Source organism: Vagococcus fluvialis, assembly GCF_048815235.1.
Classification (GTDB): Bacteria; Bacillota; Bacilli; order Lactobacillales; family Vagococcaceae; genus Vagococcus.
In genome coordinates this window covers 222372-241914 of record NZ_JBMEAO010000001.1, presented here as the reverse complement: position 1 = coordinate 241914, position 19543 = coordinate 222372, and the positions used below count along the sequence as shown (strand labels likewise).

The window sequence follows — 19543 nt, the reverse complement described above, 5'->3', positions numbered from 1 at the left end:
GAACTATAAAATGAGTCAAAAAAGTCGTTTAACAGTTGGGGTAGATGAGCCGTTATCATTATCGCAATCACTATTATTAGGAATTCAACATGTGTTGGCCATGGACGTTTATGTGGTGCCATTCATTATTGCAACAGCTATTGGTTTATCAACAGAAGCTAGTGCTAGCTTAATTCAAGCAACATTTCTAGCAGCAGGAATTGGAACAATCATTCAAACTTTTGTTTTTATGAAAATACCTATTGCGCAAGGTCCATCTTTTATACCAATTGGTGCAATTGCCGGTATTTATTTTGCTAATGAAGCAGGAGGGAATGGTTGGGGAACTGTCCTTGGAGCGAGTTTAATTGGAGCGATTGTTGTTATTCTTCTTGGTCTAACAGGAACATTTCATAAACTAGTTAATTATCTTGTCCCACCGATTGTTGGAGGAACGATTATTTATGTGGTTGGTTTATCTCTTATGCCTACAGCATTAACAAGCAATGTGTTTGGTGCACCAGGAGAGATTTCTGATAATTTATTATTAGCTTCAATTACGTCAATTACATTAATTGTATGTACGATGATAGGCTCTAAGTTTCCAAATAAAGGTCGTTGGTTCAGAGTATCATCTGTGATTATGGCCTTATTAGTAGGTTGTTTAACAGCTGAAATGATTGGTGTTCTTGATTTAAGTGCAGTTAAAGATGCTTCTTTATTTTCTTTGCCAAAAATAGCTTTTATGGGAGATGGTCTATCATTTGAAGTATCATCTATTGTAACGATGATTATTATTTATATGGTCTTACTAGCTGAAACAACTGGTACATGGTTTGCGATTAGTAATGTAACTGAAAAGCCTTTGACTGATGAAACGATTAATAAAGGGGTTATTGGTGAGGGAATTAGTTGTTTAATCTCAGCTCTAGTTGGTTCAACACCAGTTACTGGTTATTCGACTAATGCAGGTATTATTACGATTACGGGTGTCGCTAGTCGTCGAGTGTTTGCTGCGGCTGGTGTATGGTTTATCGTCTTTGGTTTCTCTGGTAAACTAGCTACATTGATATCATCAATTCCATCTGCTGTTATCGGTGGTGTGTTCGTTGTTGTTTGTGGGATAATTGCTATTAGTGGTATGCAAGTTATCAAAGAAGTGACGATTGGTGAGAAAGAAATGTATGTTATTTCTATCCCAATGATTATTGCTTTAGGATTGATTTTAATTCCTCAAGAATTCATTCAAACATTACCTAATTTTTTACAATATTTATTTAGTTCACCTATTGCAACAGCTTCGATTGCAGCAATGGTTTTAAATAAAATTTTACCAAGTGAAGCAATATAGTTTCGTGTAATAAATCAGGGTATTCTATTTTTGGATACCTTGATTTTTTTGTTTTTTTATTTGAGATTTTTAACTAGACATTTGACGCTGTTATCTGCTAAATTATAATCTGGAAGATTTAAAGTCAGTTGTAAATATGACGATAATTTGATAAATCATTAGTAAAATAATGTAAAGATAAATGTTGGTTGAGGTGGTCAAGGTGGATATTTTAATGGTAACTAGTATTATAGGGACAGTTGCTTTTGCGTTATCAGGAGCAATTGTTGCGATAGAAGAAAACTATGATATGTTAGGTATTACTGTATTAGGTTTTGTAACAGCTTTTGGTGGTGGTGTTTTAAGAAACATTATGTTAGATTTACCTATGTCAATTTTTTGGGAACAAACCAATCTTTTTTATGTCGCATTCGGGACAATCTTTTTGGTTTATTTATTTCCAAATGTGTCGACAAGATGGAAAAAACTAGAGATTATTTCAGATGCAATTGGTTTAGCAGCATTTAGTATTTCAGGTGCCCTTTATGGCTTAGAAACATTCCATCAACTTGGACCAGCAGTCTTAGCGGCTATACTTACAGGTACAGGTGGCGGTGTTATTAGAGATTTACTAGCAGGGAAAAAGCCAAGTGTACTTTGTGCAGAAGTATATGGTAGTTGGTCTATCCTAATTGCTGTTGTCATTTATTTTACAACGCCAGTCCATCCTAGTTTTTATTTAATTATTGTCGCATTGACAATAATTTTAAGACTGGTTGGTTTAACTTATAATTGGAATTTACCAAAAAAATCGTATTTTATTAAAAAAGCGGACATCACACCAGTCAATTCAATTATTGAAAAAGAATAAGAAGAATAAATAGATAAAAAGAATGGCTTTCGAGCCATTCTTTTTATTTGCCTAGGAAGTTTAACCAATATTCAGTTATAATAGTTGTGGAAGAAGAGGGATTAAATGAATCAATTATTAAATATATTAGAAGAAACATTTGGGTATCAGTCCTTTAGACCAGGACAAGAAAAAATTATTCAACATATCATGACCGATCAAGATTGTTTAGGTATTATGCCAACAGGTGGCGGAAAATCTATTTGTTATCAGTTACCAGCTTTAGTTTTCTCTGGTTTAACAGTAGTTGTTTCCCCGTTAATATCATTAATGAAAGACCAAGTAGATGCTTTAAATGACATGGGAGTTGCTGCTTCTTACGTTAACAGCACACTTAACTATCAAGAAATTCAAAAGAGATTAGGTGAAGCAGCAAGGGGAGAAGTTAAATTACTTTATGTAGCTCCAGAACGTTTAGAAACAGCTGACTTTATGGAATTACTACGACATGTCCAAGTGGATTTAATTGCAGTAGATGAGGCTCATTGTATTTCTCAATGGGGACATGATTTTCGTCCAAGCTATTTGAAATTAGCGCAAACGATTCAATCATTTTTACCAAGACCAAGAATCATAGCATTAACAGCTACAGCTACTCCAGAAGTAGCAAAAGATATTTGTGATTTATTAGCAATTCCAGAAAACAATGTGGTTCAGACAGGTTTTGCACGAGAAAATTTATCATTTCAAGTGATGAAAGATCAAACAGATGTCTATTTATTAGAGTACTTAAAAACAAATAAAGGTCAGTCGGGAATTATTTATGCCAGTACAAGAAAAGAAGTCGAACGAATTTACCGATTAATTCAGCACAGTGGTATTTCTTGTGGGATGTATCATGGTGGTATGACTGAAATAGAACGTTCTAAAAATCAAGAAGCTTTTTCTTTTGACCGAATCGAAGTGATGGTGGCTACGAATGCTTTTGGTATGGGGATTAATAAAAGTAATGTCCGTTTTGTTTTACATGCCCAAATGCCTGGTAATTTAGAATCTTATTATCAAGAAGCAGGTCGAGCAGGCCGAGATGGCTTACCTAGTGAGGCGGTGCTACTGTATAGTGCTCAGGATGCGCAAATTCAACAGTATTTTATTGAGCAATCTGAGGGTGCTATTGAGTATCAACAAAATGAATACTTAAAATTAAGAGAGATGAGTCAATATGCTCATACAGAGATGTGTTTACAACGTTATATTTTAAAGTATTTTGGTGAAGATGGACTTGAGTGTGGTAAGTGTAGTAACTGTTTAGATGAGAGAGAATCAGTGGATATTACAGTGGATGCTCAAAAAGTTCTCTCATGTGTGAAACGAATGAATGAAAAGTTTGGTAAAGCTTTAGTAGGAAAAGTCCTGACAGGGTCAAAAGACCAAAAAGTTTTACAATGGCGTTTTAATGAATTATCAACTTATGGCATTATGAAAGAGTGGAGCCAAAAAGAAATTGTTCAACTTATTGATTTTTTAACAGCTTCAGAATTATTAATACCATCAAAAGGACAGTTTCCATTACTCTCATTATCACCAACAGGAATTGATGTTCTTTTAGGGAAGAAAAAAGTCACTCGTAAACAATTAGTTGTTAAGAAAATTGTTCAGGATGACAAACTATTTAATGTGTTAAGAGAAATCAGATCTGATTTAGCTGACGAAAAAAACTTACCACCATATGTTATTTTTTCTGATAAAACTTTACAAGAATTTGTTGAAAAACAGCCAAAGAATTCTTTAGAATTTCTTCAAATTAAAGGTGTTGGACAAAATAAATTAGATCAATATGGCTCAATCTTTATGGAGGCCATAAAAGCATATAACGAATCAGAATAGAGAAGGGGAAATTTGATGAGTTTATTAGTAGCTACAGAGTGTTCAGAGGATATTTATTCTACTATTAATAATGGCTTGATTCACAGTGTGTTTGATAGAAGTTGTAATGTGAAGACACAAACAGGTGAGTTATTCACACTAGTAACTCCTGACATTTTTTATGGGCCAAAACAAATTAGGATGAGTACTGAAGACTTTAAGGAATTAAATCTTTTAGTTGGACAAAAAGTATTTTTGAATCAAGAGGGAAACTTGCAATTCAATACGAACTCAGTCAATTTTGAATCAAGCCCAGTATTTTCATTAGAGATAATACATTTTCCTGATGACTTACCAATTAATTTATTAGAAAATATCAATCACTCTCACGACTATTTATTATCACATTTAGACACCGTTGGATTTTACCGAAAAACATTTCCAAATGACATGGAAAAAATCGTTCATCAATGGCTCACTGAAAAAAGTAATCATTTGATAGAATATATGCTTACAGAAAATTGGCATCTTATGTTTAAGGAAATCTCAGCATTAGTAGGTCTAGGACATGGCTTAACACCATCTGGGGATGATGTTTTGACTGGATTATCATTAGTGATAAATACGCAAAGTTTTCCTAATCACGTAATTCAAGAACGATTTAATGAAGTTGTATCTGAATTAAAAGAAGGGACTAATTTTGTTAGTCAAAATCAACTTCAACTATCTTTAGAAGGGAAAAGTTTACTTCCGATTTTAAATGTCTTATCGGCCTTTTATGAAGGGAAATCTTTAGAGGAGATAATAGGATTAATGAAAGTAGTTTTAACAATTGGTTCGTCTTCTGGAAGTGACATTTTAGCAGGGATTTTAATTGGTTTAAGAATGGTTGTTATATAATCACAATAAAAGTGGTATGATAGTAAAAAAGAGAGGAGATAAATTGATGAATAATTTTATTTTTCAAGTACCAACTACTATTTATTTTGGTGAAGGTCAATTAAGTAAATTAAATCGAACTCTAAAAGAAGAAGGAAAAAATGTTTTACTAGTCTACGGTGGTGGGAGTATTAAACGTAATGGTTTGTATGATAACCTAATGTCTCAAATGGAGTCAGAGTTTAATATTTTTGAATTAGCAGGTGTGGAGCCAAATCCTCGTATAGAGACAGTCATTAAAGGAGCGCAATTGTGTCACAAGCATGATGTTGATGTTGTGTTAGCAGTGGGCGGAGGCTCGACAATTGATTGTGCTAAAGCTATTGCTGCAGCACGTTTTTATGACGGCAATCCATGGGACTTTACAAGTGACTCTAGGTTAGTAAGTGAAGCTCTACCATTAGTAACTGTTTTGACTATTGCGGCAACAGGTTCTGAAATGAATGGTGGTTCAGTTATTACCAATCTTGAAACAAAAGAAAAGTTAAGTTTCCATTCGCGTCATGTTATTCCAAAAGCTTCATTTTTAGATCCAACCTATACGTACTCTGTACCAGAGTATCAAACAAAAGCTGGATCAGCTGATATATTAAGTCATCTATTTGAAAACTATTTTAATCAAACAGAAGACACAATGGTTCAAGATGGAATGGCAGAAGGTCTAATGAGAACGGTGTATCATTACACCCCAATTGCTTTAGAGAATCCAGAACATAAAGGGGCTCGTTCTAATTTGATGTGGGCTAGTTCACTTGCTTTAAATGGTCTAACTGGTTCAGGTAAAGCAGGCGGTTGGTCTTGTCATGGAATCGAGCATGAATTAAGTGCTTATTATGATATTACTCACGGGATTGGATTAGCGATTATTACACCGAGATGGATGAAACATGTCCTTAATGAAACGACAGCAGATAAGTTTGCTCAATTTGGTCATAGAGTATTTGATTTAGAGTTAGAAAAAAATCCGATGGATACAGCAAAAAAAGCAATTCAAGCGGTCTATGATCATTTTGTATCTTGGGGAGTTCCTATGACTCTTGGTGAGGTTGGAATTGATGACAGTCTGTTAGAAGAAATGTCAGAAATGGCAATAAAGCATAAAGCTTTAAATGTAGATACATACGTACCGCTTAATAAAGAGGATGTTTGGAGTATCTTGAAAGAATCTTTAACAGAATTTAAAATTTAATCAATAAAAAAAGAAGCTAATTAGCTTCTTTTTTTGTTATTCTTCGTCTGAAGAGTCATTTGAATTTTTCTTTTTGAAGAAGAAAAGAACTGCAGCTAGTCCAATGACAACTAAACCAATAACGCCAGCAAATTTCATTTTTTCTTCGCCTGTTTGCGGTAAGTTGCTTACAGGTTCGTATTTTTTATTGTTTGTACCGCCGCCATTGTTTCCACCAGATTGGCTGATATTAACATCAACTTTTTCACCAACAACGTTTAAGTCGTTTTCAGGAAAAGCAGCTTCTAATTTTTTCATTGTTGTATCACTTAAGATAACAGCAGGATATAATGGTCCGTTTCCAGATTTTTTAGCTTCCCAATTTCCAAGTTCGTCAATTGTTAAGAAATCATTATTATTTAAAGGTTTAAATCTTAAATCTTTCATTTCTGTTTCGTCCATTTTAATACTTTCAATTGTATCATTTGGTAATAAACGACCTTTACCACCTATTTGAGTGTTGATTCCTTTATTTTTGAATGTAACAGTAATGTCTTTTTGAGCACGTTTAGTCACAACGACTTCTTGCTCTTTAGCTACTTCTTTACCTTTATTTGCTTCTAAATTAGATAAAACTTTTTGTGAGTCGTCACTTAAAATGAAAGTTACTTTTTCATTTAATACTTCGTAACGTTTTTTCTCACCAATTACATAAGTTCCATCTTCTTTTAATGTCATAGGTTCTTTGTCAGTTAATGGTTTAAATGAACCAGTTAATTCTTGGCCATCCTTTACTTTAACTTTAAGTTGTCCTTCAACAGTTTTTAGTTGCCCGCCAACGATTTCAAGTTGAACGTCAGCTTCCTCACCTTTGTTTTCTTCAATAGAATAAGTTACTTCTTCTGTTTTAAAAGGTTTTGAAAAGTCTGCATCAGGATAATCGTTTTTTAACTTATCTTGTGTTTCTTGACTAAGAGTGAATTTTAAAGTTGTTTTCTTAGCTTCAACAGGTTTTAGAGCTGTCCACTTACCATCTTTATCAAGTGTGATAAAGTCATTTTTGACTTCTTCAAACGTACCTGTAATTTTCTCAACGTCTTTAAATATGTCATCTTGTTTAGCGTTAAGTTTTAACTCACCAGTTTCTTTCACTTTACCTTTAATAGTTGTTGAATCTAATTTGATTTCAACTTTATCTAATTCAAGGTCTTTTGTTTCTCTAGTGCTAGGTTTAATTGTTTCTTTTTTCATCTCGTTTGTTTCAGTTGTTGTTGCCGTTTTTTCTTCCGAAGAAGTTGTTGTGTCTTCACTAGCGACTTCTTCACTGATTGAACTTGAAGTGCTCATTGTATTGTCAGCTGCAGAAACAGCTTGTCCAGCCATTAGGAAGGGAACACACATTAGCGTAAATAAAGTAATTCTTAATGTTTGTTTTTTCATAAATATCGCTCCTTTAATAAAAAGTCATCTCACTCGTATCTATTATACATTAAAATCAATAACAATTAAATAGTTTATTTAATTGTTATTTTTTGAATGCTAAATATTTGTTTTGTCATTAATAATATCAACGAATTTATTGGCTGCCAATGAAAGTGAAACATTTTTTAAATAGCAAATACCAATACTGCGATTTGGAATTTGTTCAGTGAGTTCAATTTCTCTTAAAAGTCCTTGTTCAATGTAAGAAAGAGAAAATTCTTTTGTCACACAAGCCACGCCTAAATTAATTTTAGCAAAGTCCAAAAGAAGGTCGTGAGAACCTAATTCAAATTCAGGATTAAGAGCGAGATTTTTGTTTGCCAACCATTCGTCCATAAAATGTCTTGAAATAGAATCTTGATCTAAACAAATAATCGGATAGTCTAAAACGTCTTGAATAGTTTTAGGAGTATCAAATTCGCCGTTAAACTGATTACCGTAAACAAAAGTATCTTGAATATGTTTACAGGTAATTTTTTCTAACTTGTCGTCTTCAATAGGAAAATTACAAATAGCAATATCTATTTTTCCTTGTTTTAGTATGTTAACTAATTCAAAAGTAGTTCCATTAACTAATTTAAAAGAAATGTCAGGATACTCTTGATGAAAGGACTCTAAAAAGGGAAGTAAAAAATAGCGAGAAATAGTGTCTCCTACACCAATTGCAATTTTTCCTCCTTTTAGATTTTTAAATTCTTCCATTTTGTTTTCACCAGAACTAAGTAAATTAAGGGCTGAGTCCACATAATCATATAAGAGTTTGCCTTCCTCAGTTAGAAGAACGCCTTGTGGATTACGATTAAACAAGCGAATTGACAGCTCATTTTCTAATTGAGAAATGGACTGACTAACTGCAGGTTGAGTTAGATATAAGCTTTTGGCTGCCTTTGAAAAACTTTGATGTTGAGAAACTTCATAAAAAACACGATACCAATCTAATTTATTGACCATATAAATACTCCTTATACCTCATATAGTTTATATTAATTTTACTTATATCATAAAACCATGTATAGTACAAGAGTAGAAAAATTATGATGCAGTTAAATGCGCAAAGGAGCGAGTTCTATTGGAACGCACAGTTGGAACGGTTACAAGAGGTTTACGTTGCCCAATCATTAATGAAGGTGACAACATTGAATCGATTGTTGTAGAAAGTGTATTAAATGCCTCTAAGGCTGAAGGATTCACCGTACAAGATAAAGATATCGTAGCTATCACAGAATCTATTGTAGCTAGAGCACAAGGAAATTATGCAACAATTGACCAAATCGCAAAAGATGTGACAAGTAAATTTGGAGAATCAACTGTTGGAGTTATTTTCCCAATCTTTAGTCGTAATCGTTTTTCAAATCTTTTAAAAGGGATTGCTAGAGGAAGTAAAAAAGTTATTTTAATGATGAGCTATCCTTCTGATGAAGTAGGAAACCATATTGTTTCTTTAGATGCTTTAGACGAAAAAGGTATTAATCCTTGGACAGATGTGTTAAATGAAGCTGAATTCAGACAGTTATTTGGTTATAGCAAACATACTTTTACAGGTGTTGACTATATTGAATACTACAAAGAATTAGTAGTTGCAGAAGGTGCTGAGTGTGAAGTTATTTTCTCTCAAAAACCAAAAACGATTTTAGATTATACGCAAAATGTTTTAACATGTGATATCCATACTCGTTACCGTACAAAACGTATTTTAGAAAGCAATGGCGCTGAAAAAGTTTATACATTAGATGATATTTTATCTGAATCAGTTGATGGAAGTGGTTTTAACGAAAACTATGGTTTATTAGGATCAAACAAATCTACTGAAGAAGGGGTAAAATTATTCCCTAGAAACTGTCAGCCAGTTGTAGAAAAAATTCAAGAGATGTTACAAAAAGAAACTGGAAAATTAGTTGAAGTGATGGTCTATGGTGATGGAGCATTTAAAGACCCAGTTGGAAAAATTTGGGAGTTAGCTGATCCAGTTGTTTCACCAGCCTTTACATCAGGATTAGAAGGAACACCTAATGAAGTAAAATTAAAATATCTAGCAGATAATAATTTCTCTGATTTACGTGGAGCTGATTTAGAAGCAGCTATCAAAAAACACATTAATGAAAAAGATGATGATTTAACAGGTTCTATGGAAGCTCAAGGAACTACACCTCGTCAGTTAACTGACTTAATTGGTTCATTAGCTGATTTAACTTCAGGTAGTGGAGATAAAGGAACACCAATCGTTTTCATTCAAGGATATTTTGATAATTTTACTAAATAGTTTTTAGAAAGAACAGTCTTTTAGATTGTTCTTTTTTTATTGAAGAAAAAAGTTATGAGAGAATAATAAATAACATATGAGATTAATCTGAAAAAACTATTACATAAGCATTTTTAAATAAAAAGTGTTTTAAAATGGTATACAGAACCTTTTTTATTAAGAGGTAAAAAATTGAGGAGTTATTTTGAATGGACGACGAACAGAGTAAAAGAAAAAAATTATCACTAACGGCATTAATACTCATGATTTTCACTTCAGTATTTGGATTTGCTAATATTGTTAGAGCATTTTATTTAATGGGATATGCATCCATTATATGGTACATATTAGCAGCAGTTACCTTTTTCCTGCCCTTTGCTTTTATGCTCTCTGAATTTGGAGCAGCTTTTAAAGATAGGAAAGGAGGCATCTACTCATGGATGGCTGAATCCGTTAATCCTAAGTTTTCATTTGTTGGAACCGTGATGTGGTATGCCTCGAATATTATTTGGATGGTTAGTACGGGTATTTCGATTTGGATTCCATTATCAAATGGGATTTTTGGAATTGATAAGACCCAAGAATGGAGCTTATTAGGATTAAACAGTGTTCAGAGCCTGGGTGTCTTAGGTGTATTATGGATATTATTTATCACTTTTGTCTCAAGTAAAGGCTTAGATAAAATTGAAAAAATTACTAATGTCGGTGGGGTAGCAGTAGCTTTATTAAACGTTGTTTTAATTATTGTAGGGATAATCATTTTAGTATTAAATAATGGCCAGATGGCAGAACCAATAACTGCGACTAGTTTTGTTAAATCACCTAATCCAGATTATGGTTCAATCATTTCTGTTTTTAGTTTCTTAGTTTTTGCTATTTTTGCGTATGGCGGCCTAGAAATCATTGGTGGTTTAGTTGATGAAACTGAAAATCCTGAAGTTACATTTCCTAAAGGGATAAAAATTTCTGCTATTGTTATTACAATTGGTTATGCAGTGGGAATATTTGTGATGGGGATTTTTACTAACTGGTTGTTTACTTTTACAGAATTTTCTAATGCTGATATTACATTAGGAAATGTCGCTTATGTGGCAATGAATAATATGGGGTATCAATTAGGGTTAGCTTTAAACTTGTCTGAATCAGTTGCTCTTGAAATTGGGGTTTGGATGGGACGTTATATTGGGATTTCAATGTTCTTAGCATTAACGGGTTCATTTTTCACCTTAGCTTTTTCACCCTTAAAACAATTAATAGAGGGAACTCCTAAAGAGATTTGGCCTAAAAAATGGACCAAAACAAAAAATGGGTTGCCAGTCTATGCGATGTATGTTCAAGCATTGGTTGTTATTGTCATTATTTTATTTGTATCTTTCGGTGGAAAAGGAGCAAAAGAATTTTTTGAAATCATCATCTCTATGACAAACGTTGCGGTGAGTATTCCTTACATGTTTATCGTTATTGCTTTTTATGGGTTTAAAAAGAATGAGAGCATTCATAAACCTTTTGTCATCTATAAATCAAAAACTAATTATAAATGGATTGTTGTCATGGTAACATTTGTTATTGGATTTGCCAATGTCTTTACAATTGTAGAACCAGCACTACATGGTAGATATATGGAAACTTTCTTCTCTATATTAGGTCCTATTTTCTTTGGTGGGGTAGCATTGATTTTATATCGAAGATATGAAAAAAGAATTGAAAAAAACATTAAAAAAAGAGTCTCATGAGTTAAATTACTCATGAGACTCTTTTAGATTATTTTGAAACTGTTTTATAAAAATCGTGTAGATAATTTAAACTAGTCATTTGTTGATTACATTTAGTACTGTCTTTACAAATATAGTTTCCTTTTTTTGTATAAGTTCCGTCACCAGAGCTTTTGGTTGTTGACATGAACATCGCTACGTTATCTATATTATGACAAATAGCACAAACGTTTTTAATGACAGTAGGAGACATAACACCATAAAAACCAACTAATTTATTATTACTATAAAAGTTGATGTATTTACGTTGAGTGCCAATATCATCCCAAGCTAAATAATTCGTTTCTTTTAAATCGTAGTGACTTAAGTCTGGGAATTTTAATTTTTTGACTTTTTTAAAAGACTTCTCAATTTGTTTATCAGAAGTTTCTTTATAAGGAACAACAAATTCCTTTAAAGTATCAAAAATTTTGGTTGCCTTAGCATTAGTTAGAGTGATATCTAAGTACGCTATTCTAATTTGTTCATGAAGCTCATCTCCAAGAATTGGTTTGATAGATAAAGTGGTTAATTCTTGCGACGTCATAATCGTTTGTTTATCATTCACTGTTTTATAAATATCGATTAAATTAGTTATTTGTTTTTTTACATAATTATATTCATATGGTTGTATCATTTCATTTTCCTTCTTTCTATAATTGGTGATACTTTGAAGAAAAACAAAAGGTTTTGATAATCAAAGTATCATTTAATAAATGAACCCTTGACTATAGATTAAAGATGATGTTCTCATCTCAATCACCTCCTAAAGAATAGGTTTATTTTATTACCTTTTTTTATACTTGTAAAGTTTTTACTATCAAAATCCTTGAAAATCATCTATAATAATGATTCACAAAAAAGGGGGATAAGAGATGTTATATTATGTAAGAAAAGCCACAACTAAGGATTTAAATGATATCTTAGAAGTCATTCAAAATGGAAGAGAGACTTTAAATAAGGCTGGTATACCCCAATGGCAGAATAATGAAGGTCCAAATGAAATAAGTCTTGGTAAAGACTTATCTTTAGAGGAAGGCTACGTACTAATAGAAGAAAGTCGTATTATTGGGTACGGAACGATCACAAAAGAAGAGCAAGTAGGTTATGATGATATCACTGAAGGTGAATGGTTACCATCTGAAAAATATGCCTCTCTTCATCGTGTAGCGATTCACTCAGATGTAAAAGAAAAAGGAAAAGGCCAGTTTTTCTTGAGTCATTTAATTTCAGGTTCAATTGCACTAGGTTATAAAGACATCAGAATAGATACTCATCCATCTAATCTGAGAATGCAGAAAGTTATTGAAAAAGCAGGTTTCTCTTATCAAGGAACTATTGTTTTACCTGTAACAGATGGTAAAAGAAAAGCTTATCAAATAATTATTGATTAATAGAATAAAAGAGTGAATTGAGATGAAGGAACTCCTCATCTCAATTCACTCTTTTTGTTTTAGTTAATATTTAATCACAAACCCAAGTACCGTTTTCATCTAAACTACATGAACTACCGTCTTCTATTAAAGTAAGAGGTTCGTGGACTTCTACGGCAATTTTTTCGATGGTTTCTTCAATGACTTCCATTGGTTGAGCACCATTAATCCCATATTTTTCGTTTATTACTAGGAAGGGAGCTCCTTGGATACCATATCTAATACCTAGTCGTAAATCTTCATTGACTGCTTCTAATGCATCTTCAGATTGGAAAACAGGTTCAAACTTATCCCAATCAATTCCCGCGGCAACAACAGCTTCTTTTATCACATCGATAGATTCAATATCTTGATTTTTTACAAAAAGACTTTCTTGTAAGTTATCAAATACTTGCCAATAAGCTTCTTCGCCACCTATTAATTTAGCAGCTTTAGCTGCAAGTAATCCATTTTTAGATGTTGGAAATGGAAAATCAGCTTCTTTCATTCCTACAATATTAAAGCGATGTAAATCATCATTTTGATTGGCGTGCTCCCAATGACCTAAAATCTCATTTTTAGCATTGTCACGATTACCAAACATTCTATTAAAATCTTCTGGCTCCCATGCAAGAGCAAAAGAGCGATGAATAATCTCAACATTAGGGTATCTTTCTTGAATTTTTCTCATGCGATATGACATAGGGAAACAAAAACTACATATCACATCATGAAAGAATTCTATTTTCATATAAATAACCACCTATCTTTTTCTTGATATCATCATATCTTCATTAAATGTAATTGACAAAAAATATGCTCAAATGCTTATTTTTTGTAAGTTTTATTTTCTGAACAATATTTCACAAATAGGGAAATGTACAAAATAGCTAAAATGACAGCAAAAAAATGATTAGTTAATGAAAGTACATATAAAATCAATAGACTCACCTTTTTCCTTTTGTTCAAAGTGCACATTATTTTTTATTCAATTGTAAAAATGACACGATGAAATCGTTTTACAGTTTGTGTAATATTGGTGGTGTCAGCAGCTGATAAAACGTTAAGGAGAGTACTATGGAAGTAGATCAGATAAATTTTCCATTGTTAGAAGAGGGGATTTCATTTACAAAAGAAGAATTAGTAGCCATTAAAAAGAGGGGCTACAACGAAGATTTATTACCAAAAACAAATGAAAACAGAAGAATGAGCGCTAAAAACTATTTTACCTTGTGGATGGGGTCAGTTCATAATGTTCCTAATTATGCAGCAGTCGGGGGATTTTTATTTTTAGGATTATCTCCTATCAATATCATGTACTCTCTCATAATAAGTAGTATATGCGTTGCTATTTTAATGGTTTTAAATGGAGAATTTGGTTCAAAGTATGGCATTGGTTTTTCAATGCAACTAAGATCTGTTTACGGAAACATAGGGGCTAAACTACCTGGTTTTCTAAGAGGTGGGGTTGCAGCGATTGCCTGGTTCGGACTTCAAAATTACACAGCCTCATTAGCGCTTTTAATACTTATTGGAAAGATTTGGCCAAGTTTTCTTGAAATCGGCGGCAATTTTAACTTTTTTGGTATTAACTTACCGGGATTAATAACATTCACCATTTTTTGGCTAATCAATGTATTGATTGGCATTGGTGGCGGAGATACATTAAATAAATTTACAGCTATTTTGAACCCATTAATCTATGTTGTATTTATTGGCATGACTGTGTGGGCAGTAAATGTTGGAGGAGGTCTGAACCAAATCTTAACCTTTACACCAGCCGTTAAACCAGTAACTAGTCATTCATCCTTATTTATTTATTTAATGATTATTAATTCTGTGTTGGCAGTCTGGGCTGGACCAATTGCTAGTGTATCTGATTTTACTCAAAATGCTAAATCAACCAGAGCTCAACGAATAGGTCAAACTGCTAGTCTAGTGGTTGGTTATACGATTTTTGCTTTTTCAAGTATTTGTATTTTGATAGGTGGTTCGCTTTATTACGGCGTAGAAGAATGGAACGTCTTAAATATTGTAGAGAAGTGGGATAGCTTACCAGCTATGTTGTTAGCTATCATCGTTTTATTAATGACAACCATCTCAACTAACGCAACAGGTAATATTGTTCCAGCAGCTTATCAATTATCTGCTCTTTTCCCTAAAAGAGTTAATTATAAAAAAGGTGTACTTATAGCTGCAGTAGTTAGTTTTATTATCATGCCTTGGAAATTGATGGAGAACTCAGAAAGTATTTTCTTCTTTCTTAATATGATAGGTGCTGTACTAGGTCCTATTATCGGAGTTATGTTAGCTCAATTTTTTGTTATTCAAAAAAAACAAATCGTCATCGATGATTTGTTTATGGATACAGAACAAAAAAATAAACATAATCCGTATCAAGGAATAAACATGGCAGCATACATTGCAACAATTGTTTCACTTATCATTTCAATGTTAGGTCAATTTATTCCTAAATTAAGTATGATATCGAATGTTTCTTTTCTAACTGGAACAGGATTTGCTTTCTTTATCTATTTGGGATTAAAAAAATGGAAACAATTCAAATAAAAGGAGACTAAAACTGTGTTAGATTTAATTATAAAAAATGGCTTAGTCATACTAGAGAACGAAACAGTTCAAACAGAAGTTGGGATTAAAGACGGTAAGATTGTACAAATTGGTCACCAATTAGGCGAATCAACTGAAACAATAGATGCAACAGGTTTGATTGTTAGCCCTGGGATGGTTGATGCTCATGTTCATATTTCAGATCCTGGTGGTGGTTTTAGAGATTTTTGGGAAGGTTATGAAACTGGAACGAATGCGTGTGCTAAAGGTGGCGTGACAAGCTTCATGGAAATGCCACTTAACCAAGTTCCTGCAACAGTTAATAAAGAATCTCTTGAGATAAAGTTTGCTGCAGGAGAAGGTAAATTAATGTCAGACATTGGCTCTTTTGGTGGATTAGTTCCTTATAATCTTGATGGTGGTATTCAAGAATTGGACACTGGCGGTGTTAAGGCGTATAAAGCCTTTTTATCAACTTGTGGTGACCGAACCATTGATGGTGACTTTATGAATGTTGATGACTATTCATTATATGAAGGAATGAAACAAATCGCGAAAACTGGAAAAGTTTTAGCCATTCATGCTGAGAATGCAGCTATCACAGATAGATTGGGAGAAATTGCCTATCAAAAGGGTGAGACTTCATTGAAAGCTTATGTTGAAACTAGACCTGTATTTACTGAAGCAGAACCAATTCGCCGAGTTATTTTATTTGCGAAAGAAACAGGTTGTAGAATTCATATTTGTCATGTGTCTTGTCCAGAAGGTGTTGAAGAAGTGACAAAAGCTCGCTTAGAAGGAGTTGATGTGACTTGTGAGACGTGTACTCATTATCTCTACTTTGATACATCAGAGCTTGATGACATAGGTCCTGTTGTGAAGTGTTCACCACCAATAAGAGATAAAAAAGCTCAAGAAGGTTTGTGGGAAAAAGTGAAGACTGGAGAAATTTCCTTTGTTACTTCAGACCATTCACCCTGTACACCTGACTTAAAAAATAAGGAAAATGCATTTGAAGCTTGGGGAGGTATCTCTGGGGTTCAAAATAATGTGGATGTATTGTTTGATGAAGGTGTCCAAAAACGTGGTTTATCGTTAAATCAGTTTGGGAAAATAATTGCAACCAATCCGGCTGAACGTTTTAATTTAGATCAAAAGGGAAGTATTACAATTGGAAAAGATGCAGACTTTGTTTTAATCTCTCCAAATGATGACTATACGTTACAAGCTGAAGATTTAGAGTATAAAAATAAAATCAGTCCTTACATCGGTAGAACAATAGGTGCTCAAGTTGTTCAAACGATTTTGCGAGGACAAACGATTTATTCCAAAGAAACAGGTGTTTCAAAAGAAAAAATAGGTAGGTTTATTAAATAAAATTCCTAAAGGGAAGTATTATTTTATAAAATAGAAATGATAACAGTTAAAAACTGTAAAAGAGGAGACTGAAAAATGGATAACTTTAATGAGTTAGTAGACGAGCATGTTAAGTGGATATCAGGAATTGGAGCAGATCCTACTGGGGGCACAACTCGTTTATTATACGATGAACATTGGAGAACAGCTCAAAAAGGGTTAAAAGATAAATTTGAAGCAATAGATTTAGTAACGAACTTTGATGAAGTTGGAAATTTATATGGAAAACTAGAGGGAACTAAATACCCTAATGAAACAATCTTAACAGGTTCTCATGTTGATACTGTTGTAAATGGTGGGAAATTAGATGGCCAGTTCGGTATTGTTGCTTCTTACCTAGCAGTTAAATATTTAAAAGAAACTTACGGAGCACCTCTTAGAAATTTAGAAGTTGTGTCAATGGCAGAAGAAGAAGGAAGTCGTTTCCCTTATGCTTTTTGGGGTAGTAAAAATATCTGGGGATTAGCAGATAAAAATGACGTCATTGAAGCAAAGGACGCAAATGGTGTTAAATTTGTTGATGCTATGAAAGAATCAGGATTTGATTTCAAAAAAGAAGCTACTTCTATTAGAGAAGATATTAAAGCCTTTGTTGAAATTCACATCGAACAGGGTAGTGTTTTAGAAAAAACTGGTAAACAAGTTGGTGTTGTGAATAGTATTGTTGGTCAAAAACGCTACACAATTGTTTTAAAAGGTGAATCAAATCATGCTGGAACAACACCAATGGGCTTTAGAAAAGATACTGTTTATGCAATGAGTAAAATGATTAGTACAGCAACTGATAAAGCATATACGAAAGGTGATCCTTTAGTATTAACGTTTGGTCATATTGATGTTCAACCAAATACAGTTAACGTTGTTCCAGGCCAAGTAACATTCAGTATGGATTGTCGTCACACAGATAAGGCAGTTCTACAAGAGTTTACAGCAGAAATTGAACAATTATTTGCTGTAATTGCTAAAGAACATGGTGTGTCAATCGAAATTGATAACTGGATGGATGAGTTACCAGTACCAATGTCAGAAGAAATTGTTAATACATTAGAAGAAGCCTGTAAAGAAGCAGATCTTAACTATACAGTGATGCATAGTGGAGCAGGACATGATTCTCAAATTTTTGCTGTACATGTACCAACAGCAATGATATTCGTTCCAAGTATTGGTGGTATTAGTCATAACCCAGCAGAAGATACTAAGTTAGAAGACTTAGTTGAGGGTCTTAAAGCGTTAATCGCTTCATTATACAAACTAGCTTACGAAGAGAAATAAGGAGAGTACACAATGAAAGAGATGAAGGTAGAACAGAAAGCTACAGGTATGGAGTATTGGAAAAAAGTTATTATTATGCTCTGTTTAGGTTGGGTAACTATTTGGATTTATAGATCAGCATTAACACCTATTTTCCCAGAGATACAAGAAACAATTGGTAGCTATACGAACACACAAATGGGATTAATTTCTAGTTGTTATTTCTTTGGTTATACAGGAATGCAAATTCCAGCTGGTATTTTAGTAGATAAACTAGGTAAAAAGAAAGTCTTAATTCCTGGTTTCATCTTATTTGGAATTGCTGCAGCTATGATTTCAATGGCACAAAGTATTAGTATGATTTACATTGCAAGTGTGTTAGCGGGTATTGGTTGTGGTTCTTACTACGGATCAGCCTACTCACTATCTTCAGGAAGTATTCCAGAAGAAAAACGTGGATTGTCTACAGCTATTATTAATAGTGGTTCTGCTGTTGGTATGGGACTTGGTTTGATTGGTTCAAGTTTAATCGTTAAACAAATCGGTATGCCTTGGCAAACAATGATGTATATCTGTATTGTAGCAATCATTGCTATGTTAATTATTTTTATGGTGGTTATTAAACCAGAAGAAGAAACTTCAGCAACTGAAGTAGTAGAAACAAAAGAAAAATCAGTTCCTCAAGAAAAAGCCAAATTGGATGTTAAAAAATTATTTAGCTTAAGAATGATTACTGCTTACTTATTATATTTTGGTACTTGTTATGGTTATTACATGGTTGTAACGTGGTTACCTTCATTCTTACAAGAAGAAAGAGGATTTGAAGGGTTAGCAATAGGATTTTCTTCAGCACTAGTAGCTTTCTCAGCTATTCCTGGCGCTTTATTCTTTAGTCGATTATCAGATAAATACCGTAATAAAAAAATCACTTTTATTTTTGGTTTAGAGATTGCAGCTGCTTTGATGTTGTTACTAACAGTGTTAGCACCAAGCTCAGGTATTTTATTAGTGGCCTTAATTCTTTATGGGTTATTAGGAAAATTAGCAGTTGAGCCAATCATTATTTCTTATATTGCTGATTCAGCTTCTAAAGATAATTACGGAACAACGTTTGGTGTATTTAACTTCTTTGGTATGAGTTCATCAGTTATTGCACCAGCATTAACAGGTTTTATCTCTGATAATACAGGATCAAAAATTATGGGATTCTATATTTCAGCAATTGTATTAGTCATTACGACAATTTCATTTGTTGTAGTAAATAGAAGTAAAAAAGCAGCATAGGAAAATAT

16 protein-coding genes are annotated in these 19543 nt (G+C 33.1%); 12 read left to right on the top strand and 4 right to left on the bottom strand.

Going from position 1 to position 19543, the window contains the following annotated elements:
- The first annotated feature begins 10 nt into the window (after positions 1-10).
- The 5 genes from ACODH8_RS01055 (at position 11) to ACODH8_RS01035 (ending at position 6153) form a co-directional block, all read left to right on the top strand.
- Entirely contained in the window at positions 11-1330 is a 1320-nt protein-coding gene (locus ACODH8_RS01055; protein WP_332464996.1) for a uracil-xanthine permease family protein, read from the top strand.
- Between the two features lie 214 nt (positions 1331-1544).
- Positions 1545-2180, top strand: a complete 636-nt coding sequence (locus ACODH8_RS01050; protein ID WP_332464995.1) for a trimeric intracellular cation channel family protein — start codon at positions 1545-1547, stop codon at positions 2178-2180.
- A 105-nt stretch (positions 2181-2285) separates the two neighbouring features.
- Positions 2286-4046: a DNA helicase RecQ gene (gene recQ / locus ACODH8_RS01045; protein ID WP_332464994.1), complete on the top strand. Its 1761-nt coding sequence runs from the start codon at positions 2286-2288 to the stop codon at positions 4044-4046.
- Positions 4047-4061: 15 nt separating this feature from the next.
- Positions 4062-4925, top strand: coding sequence for a DUF2877 domain-containing protein (locus tag ACODH8_RS01040; protein ID WP_332464993.1), 864 nt, complete (start codon positions 4062-4064; stop codon positions 4923-4925).
- A gap of 46 nt (positions 4926-4971) precedes the next feature.
- Positions 4972-6153 carry an iron-containing alcohol dehydrogenase gene (locus ACODH8_RS01035; RefSeq protein ID WP_332464992.1) on the top strand — a complete coding sequence of 394 codons (1182 nt, stop codon included), beginning with the start codon at positions 4972-4974 and terminating at the stop codon, positions 6151-6153.
- A 36-nt stretch (positions 6154-6189) separates the two neighbouring features.
- Here the strand turns inward: ACODH8_RS01035 and ACODH8_RS01030 are convergent, their stop codons facing one another.
- Together ACODH8_RS01030 and ACODH8_RS01025 are read right to left on the bottom strand one after the other, a co-directional pair.
- On the bottom strand, positions 6190-7572 hold the full coding sequence (locus ACODH8_RS01030; protein WP_420517455.1) for an LPXTG cell wall anchor domain-containing protein: 1383 nt from the start codon (positions 7570-7572) through the stop codon (positions 6190-6192).
- A 99-nt stretch (positions 7573-7671) separates the two neighbouring features.
- Entirely contained in the window at positions 7672-8565 is an 894-nt protein-coding gene (locus ACODH8_RS01025) for a LysR family transcriptional regulator (RefSeq protein ID WP_420504534.1), read from the bottom strand.
- Positions 8566-8683: 118 nt separating this feature from the next.
- Between ACODH8_RS01025 and ACODH8_RS01020 the strand changes: the two genes are divergently transcribed.
- Positions 8684-9874, top strand: coding sequence for a coenzyme F420-0:L-glutamate ligase (locus ACODH8_RS01020; protein WP_420517454.1), 1191 nt, complete (start codon positions 8684-8686; stop codon positions 9872-9874).
- Positions 9875-10062: 188 nt separating this feature from the next.
- The gene (yjeM, locus tag ACODH8_RS01015; protein WP_420517453.1) at positions 10063-11586 is read left to right on the top strand and encodes a glutamate/gamma-aminobutyrate family transporter YjeM; all 1524 of its coding nucleotides are present in this window, start codon (positions 10063-10065) and stop codon (positions 11584-11586) included.
- Between the two features lie 28 nt (positions 11587-11614).
- On the opposite strand, the gene ACODH8_RS01010 is transcribed toward yjeM, so the two are convergent.
- Positions 11615-12241, bottom strand: coding sequence for a FusB/FusC family EF-G-binding protein (locus tag ACODH8_RS01010; RefSeq protein ID WP_420517452.1), 627 nt, complete (start codon positions 12239-12241; stop codon positions 11615-11617).
- A 238-nt stretch (positions 12242-12479) separates the two neighbouring features.
- Between ACODH8_RS01010 and ACODH8_RS01005 the strand changes: the two genes are divergently transcribed.
- Positions 12480-12998 carry a GNAT family N-acetyltransferase gene (locus ACODH8_RS01005; protein ID WP_420517451.1) on the top strand — a complete coding sequence of 173 codons (519 nt, stop codon included), beginning with the start codon at positions 12480-12482 and terminating at the stop codon, positions 12996-12998.
- Positions 12999-13068: 70 nt separating this feature from the next.
- On the opposite strand, the gene ACODH8_RS01000 is transcribed toward ACODH8_RS01005, so the two are convergent.
- A complete protein-coding gene (locus ACODH8_RS01000; protein WP_420517450.1) occupies positions 13069-13767 on the bottom strand; it encodes a DsbA family oxidoreductase in 699 nt (232 codons plus the stop codon).
- Between the two features lie 326 nt (positions 13768-14093).
- Here ACODH8_RS01000 and allW point away from each other — a divergent pair, with 326 nt between their 5' ends.
- The 4 genes from allW (at position 14094) to ACODH8_RS00980 (ending at position 19535) form a co-directional block, all read left to right on the top strand.
- Positions 14094-15584 carry an allantoin permease gene (gene allW / locus ACODH8_RS00995; RefSeq protein ID WP_420517449.1) on the top strand — a complete coding sequence of 497 codons (1491 nt, stop codon included), beginning with the start codon at positions 14094-14096 and terminating at the stop codon, positions 15582-15584.
- A 15-nt stretch (positions 15585-15599) separates the two neighbouring features.
- Positions 15600-16961, top strand: a complete 1362-nt coding sequence (gene allB / locus ACODH8_RS00990) for an allantoinase AllB (protein WP_420517448.1) — start codon at positions 15600-15602, stop codon at positions 16959-16961.
- Positions 16962-17036: 75 nt separating this feature from the next.
- Positions 17037-18272 carry an allantoate deiminase gene (gene allC / locus ACODH8_RS00985; RefSeq protein ID WP_420517447.1) on the top strand — a complete coding sequence of 412 codons (1236 nt, stop codon included), beginning with the start codon at positions 17037-17039 and terminating at the stop codon, positions 18270-18272.
- A 21-nt stretch (positions 18273-18293) separates the two neighbouring features.
- Positions 18294-19535: an MFS transporter gene (locus ACODH8_RS00980; protein WP_420517458.1), complete on the top strand. Its 1242-nt coding sequence runs from the start codon at positions 18294-18296 to the stop codon at positions 19533-19535.
- The last annotated feature ends 8 nt before the right edge of the window (positions 19536-19543 follow it).